Source organism: Okeania sp. SIO2B9 (assembly GCF_010672505.1).
GTDB classification, from domain to species: Bacteria; Cyanobacteriota; Cyanobacteriia; order Cyanobacteriales; family Microcoleaceae; genus Okeania; species Okeania hirsuta.
This window is the reverse complement of the sequence record NZ_JAAHGK010000438.1, coordinates 1-5,443: the sequence shown is the minus strand read 5'-3', so window position 1 is coordinate 5,443 and position 5,443 is coordinate 1. Positions and strand designations below refer to the sequence as shown.

Genomic DNA, 5,443 nt, shown 5'->3' with positions numbered 1-5,443 from the left:
TTTCCGAAACAAGTAGGACAACCAGTTTATTCTGCTAGTTTCGGAATTAGGTCCGATTCTCCAGTTAGTAGTGATTCGTCCACTTCAATTCGGCCTTCTCCTACTACTTGGCCATCGACCACTATTTGATCTCCAGCTTGGGCAACTAATATATCCCCGACTACGATTTCACTGGGATCAATGTTTTGTTGTTTACTTTCTCGAATAACGGTAGCTAATGGTCTTGTTAATAAAGCAATTTGATCTAATTTTTGTTTAGCCCATATTTCTTGGCAAACACTAACTATAACGCCACCTAAAATAACCACAATTACAAGGAAAGCATCCCCATAACGAGAAAGAAAGATTAAAACGACACTAATAGTTAAGAAAACAGCATTGATAAAAGTAAATAAGTTTTCCTTTAATATCTGGCTATAGGAACGACTTGTATGTAATTTGACCTGATTTCCTAGACCTGCAGTACGACGAGCAATAACTTCATTTTCTGTAAGTCCTTGAGTAATTGAGGTCTGGTTGATATCTTGGCGATCAATCATGGCATTTGTGCTAAATATCTCAGAAAAAATTATGTGTTGACAGTTTCAGCAAAAGTTTTTGATATTCATCGGACTTACGCACCTGCAACGTATTTTCGTCCGAAACAAAGCAATCTCAAATCCTAGTTTTTCGTACCTCATGGGTAACATCACGTCCGCTTGAATACTTACACTTTGGAGGAAAAAAAGCAGAAGGCAGAAGGAAAAGAAAAGTTTAAAGGGAGAAGGTTTTTTATCGTTAATTATCCGGACATGATATAAGTTCTGATTCAATATAATGGCCTTTTGAGGACAATAAATTAACTGAAGTTGGTATCAACTCAAATTATCGCTTTTACCATTTTCTAATGATTTGACATTAACTGGTATAGTAAGAAACAGACAACAAGTAAAAGCTGTGAAACACCCTAAAAAGTTAGCATTTTTGCTTCATCTAGGAAGACTCCAAAACCACACCCCATCATCGCATTGGAGATAGAGGTCGGAACAAAGCACCACCAGGTCGTATCTGAATAGCAAATCTAGCACCCCTCGGTATAGTAGAGAACAGACAACAGGCAAAAGCTGTGAAACACCCTAAAAGGTTAGCATTTTTGCTTCATCTAGGAAGACTCCAAAACTTCACCTCATTATTAGCTTTGGAGACAGAAGTTTGATGACATGATAAATTAATATTACTAATTTATAGAGAATGGTAAGTAAAATTAAGTTTTATAACTACAGTCTTGCTTTTTAACTAAGTTAGACTTTATGATACAAATCACAAACATAACTATTAAATCTTTTTTAACTCTGCAAGTAAGCTCTCAACATTATATTAAACTGACAAAAATCTCACCTACTAAAATTAAGGTAAAGAAAGTGAGAAATTTGTAGCTTTTAATTAAAGAGCTTGGACAACTAATCAAGAGCATCTAAACATAATCTGCCTTTCATTAACTCTGCAAAAATTGCTAAAACGTAGAAAATGTAATTGAAATTATTGAAATTAAAGTAAATCAACTTGGATTTAGAATTGAACAACCGTATTCAATGTTTGAAAAAAATTCTAGACCTAGCAGTTTCGTCAGAGTAAGACGAAGACAATAATTTATTATTGAAAATGGAGAATGCGATCGCATGGTTTCCTCATTTGAAAAGAAATTGAATCAACTTAACGACTCTGTTGTAGAAGTATCATTGTCTGAAACAACCAAAGACCGTACAACTTCTGTAGCACCTTCTAACACTGCTACAGGAATTTATGTAACTATCCACGGTCACTTCTATCAACCACCAAGAGAAAATCCTTACCTAGACGCTATCGAACGTCAACCTAGTGCAGCTCCAAACCATGACTGGAATGAGCGAATTTTACACGAATGCTATCGCCCCAATGCTTTTGCCAGAATCTTAAGCGAACGAGGAGAATTGGTGGGGATCGCCAATAACTTTGAATATCTGAGCTTCAATATCGGTCCAACCTTAATGAGTTGGTTAGAGCGTCACGATATGGAAGTCTATCAAAAAATTATCGAGGCAGACCGCAAAAGTTGCCAACGACTAGATGGACATGGCAATGCGATCGCCCAAGCATACAACCATATCATCTTGCCCCTAGCCAATGAACGAGATAAATACACTCAAATTCGGTGGGGTAAAGAAGACTTCCGCTCCAGGTTTGGTCGCGATCCCGAAGGAATGTGGCTAGCAGAAACAGCGGTTGACTATCCTACCCTAGAAGTGTTAGTCGCAGAAGGGATTCGTTTTATTATCTTAGCACCTTCCCAAGCAGAACGTTGTCGCCCCTTCCCAAACTCAGAAAACGAAAATCCTGAATGGATAGAAGTAGGTGGCAGTCAAATTGACCCCACCCAACCTTATCGTTGTTTCTTACCAAATAACAGCGATAACTCCACAGAAATTCCATACATTGACATCTTCTTCTATGATGGTCCAATATCAAGAGATATGGGCTTCAACGATGTCCTAAATAGTTCCCATAACTTTGCCGGACGATTAGGCCAAGCTGTGCGGGGAGACCACCGACCCTCCCAATTGATTTCTGTTGCCACTGACGGCGAAACATTCGGTCATCACAAAGGTGGTACAGAAAAATGCCTTGCCTATGCCTTCTTAGGAGAATTTCCTCAGCGTGACTGGAAAGTAACCAACTTTGCTCATTATCTCAGCATTAGTTCCCCTACTTGGGAAGTTGTTTTAAAACCAGTAACAGCTTGGAGCTGTTCTCATGGTGTTGACCGTTGGCAAGATGATTGTGGTTGCGGTGGTGGAGGCACCTGGAATCAAAAATGGCGCAGACCATTGCGAGATTCACTCAATTGGCTACGGGATCAATTTGTAGAGATTTACGAAGATTTGGGTCGTCACTTCTTCAACGATGTTTGGGCAGCACGAGATGAATACATTAAAGTAATTCTCGACCGCTCTATTACTAACATTAATAATTTCTTTTCCAAGCATCAAAGTCACGACTTAACAGAAATAGAAAAAGTAGATGCTTTGCGTTTACTAGAAATGCAAAGACATTCACTATTAATGTTTACAAGTTGTGGCTGGTTTTTTGATGAAATATCCCGACCAGAAGGCACTCAAATTTTACGTTATGCAGCTAGGGCAATAGAATTAGCAGAGGATGTATCAGGGATACAGCTAGAACTTGAAAAAGAATTTATCGGGCGACTTGCTTTTGCCCCCAGTAATGTAGAGTTGTTCAAAACAGGTGATGAAGTTTATCGGCAATTAGTTGCTACAGCTAAAATTAGTTTAGAGCAAGTAGCAGCTCACTACGCCATTAATTCTTTGTTTACTACTTATACTCGCGAACAGCGAATTTACTGCTATAACGCCAAGCAACATGATTATCAAATGCGACGCATGGGTAATCTAAGTCTAGCAGTTGGTCAGTTAGAGCTAGTTTCAGAAATTACGCTAGAATGTAAGAATTTTGTTTTTGCTGTACTGCATTTGGGAGGATGGGATTTCCATTGCTGTATTCGCCCCTTTAGCGGACAAATAGTTTATAATAAACTGAAACAAAAGCTATTTGATGCTTTGCAAGAAGCTAGTATAGCAAATGTGATTATGACTATGAGCGAGTTATTTGGCGAACGTTCATTTAGCCTGAAGGATCTATTTGCAGAGGAACGTCAACGAATAATGGGGCTACTTAGTCAGGAAACTCTCAATCGCCTGGATCAATTGTATAGTCAGGTGTACCGAGATAATTATAGCATAATGATGGCTTTCCACCGAGATAATTTACCTGTACCCCAAGAGTTACAGGTAGCTGCCGAAGTGGCATTAGGTCATAAGTTCTTAACAAGTGTACGGGGGTTAGAAGCGGAAAGTAGTGATGGAAAATTGAGCCAGAATCATTTGGCTGATTTAGAAGCTCTTGCTACTGAAGTAGGTCAACAGCAATGTCGGTTCTACAACCTGGAAGTTAAAGAAGCTTTAGAAAGGTTAATAGTTAGTTCACTCCGGCATATTTTGCATGACAATGAACATTATAATGTAGAGCAAGATATCTACAACTTAGAGCGAATTATTGAAGTAGGTGATCGATTAAATCTAGGTTTATCATTAATTAATGCTCAGGAGATATATTTCCAATCTCTGGAGAATCATATTGTACCTCTGTGTTTAGGTTATATTCAAAGGAAAAATCATAGTGAAATACAAACTAATGGTGTAGAGGTAGGAGAAACTTGGGAATTGCCTCAAATTAGCAAGTTATTACAATTAGGTAAGAAGCTGGCCATTGATGTGGATCAATGGCTGAATCAATTGTATTAATATCGTTTCTTTTTCACAGTAGAACTAAACTCTCTCCTTTTTCGGCTAAGGTGTGCATTAGTCGCATCTTTCTTAACATCTCGATTGATTTTGTTATGTTAGGTGCAAAAGCTGATTAGGAGGGAGTTTTGGACAATAAATAACCCGAAATCCTCTCTATAGCTAAAACTGGAGCGTTGCATCATCATGGGATGATTTTGATATCTGTCAAAAAATTTGTTTTAACCTATCAACATTTTCAGATAGGTGCAAATGTGATTCTCTTCCCGCAATTATGCAATGCCAACGATCAAAGGAGTCATTCATATCTGGCAGTGAAGAAAGCAAAGCATTAGACGGGCAGTATTCAAACCAGTGACCTAAGACGTCATCCATAATAGGTGTATTTACAGCACTTTCGAGGATAGTGAGGTACAGTAACAGTAATGATTGAATCAGTCAAATAATGTCTCATAGGCGATCACTAAAGTCAAAATCAGAACTTAGTGATTTGGCCAAAATTAAATTTTGATCAATTATTAAAAATCTCATTTCTGTTCCTATATATGAAAGCTTATTCTCTCGATCTGAGAAAAAAAATTATGGAAACTTATTTGAATCAAAAAAGCTCAATTCGTCAACTGGCTGTTCGTTTTCAAGTAGCGAAAAGTTTTGTGCAAAAACTAATCAACAGATATACGTATGGCAGGTCATATAGATGCAAAATCTGATCGTCCAGGTCCAGGTCATAAATTAAAAGGTTCTCAAGAATTAATCTCAAAATTAGTTCCAGAAAAACCAGATGCTACTTTCAGAGAGTTATGTTCTAAAATTCAAGCTAAAACAGGAATAACTTTCAACAATTAATAATTAATAATTAATAATTACCTCTCCTTGAAAACAAGAGGATTGACTAATCATGAAAAATTTTTTCTTTTTTCCCCTGAAAAGGGGAGGCGCATACCCACAATTTCTCGGTAAAAATGTTTTTCAAGTTTTTATGGACAATTTACCAGCTCATCAAGTTGAGGAAATCAGAAATATAATTGAAGAAGCTCCGAATAAAAGTGCTATATCTTTCTCCATATTCTCCTGAATTTAACCCAATTGAAAATTGTTGGTCAAAA

Annotated in this window: 4 protein-coding genes; 3 read left to right on the top strand and 1 reads right to left on the bottom strand. The window is 37.4% G+C overall.

What is annotated here, in order from left to right; genetic code table 11:
- Window positions 1-26 precede the first annotated feature (26 nt).
- Entirely contained in the window at window positions 27-539 is a 513-nt protein-coding gene (locus tag F6K13_RS16345) for a hypothetical protein (RefSeq protein WP_287287849.1), read from the bottom strand.
- A gap of 1,119 nt (window positions 540-1,658) precedes the next feature.
- Between F6K13_RS16345 and F6K13_RS16340 the strand changes: the two genes are divergently transcribed.
- The 3 genes from F6K13_RS16340 to F6K13_RS35810 form a co-directional block, all read left to right on the top strand.
- Window positions 1,659-4,337, top strand: coding sequence for a DUF3536 domain-containing protein (locus F6K13_RS16340; RefSeq protein ID WP_124154952.1), 2,679 nt, complete (start codon window positions 1,659-1,661; stop codon window positions 4,335-4,337).
- Between the two features lie 681 nt (window positions 4,338-5,018).
- Window positions 5,019-5,183 carry a hypothetical protein gene (locus F6K13_RS16335; RefSeq protein WP_161564302.1) on the top strand — a complete coding sequence of 55 codons (165 nt, stop codon included), beginning with the start codon at window positions 5,019-5,021 and terminating at the stop codon, window positions 5,181-5,183.
- 200 nt (window positions 5,184-5,383) lie between these two features.
- On the top strand, window positions 5,384-5,443 hold a 60-nt coding region (locus F6K13_RS35810), incomplete at its 3' end, for a hypothetical protein (RefSeq protein ID WP_375340665.1).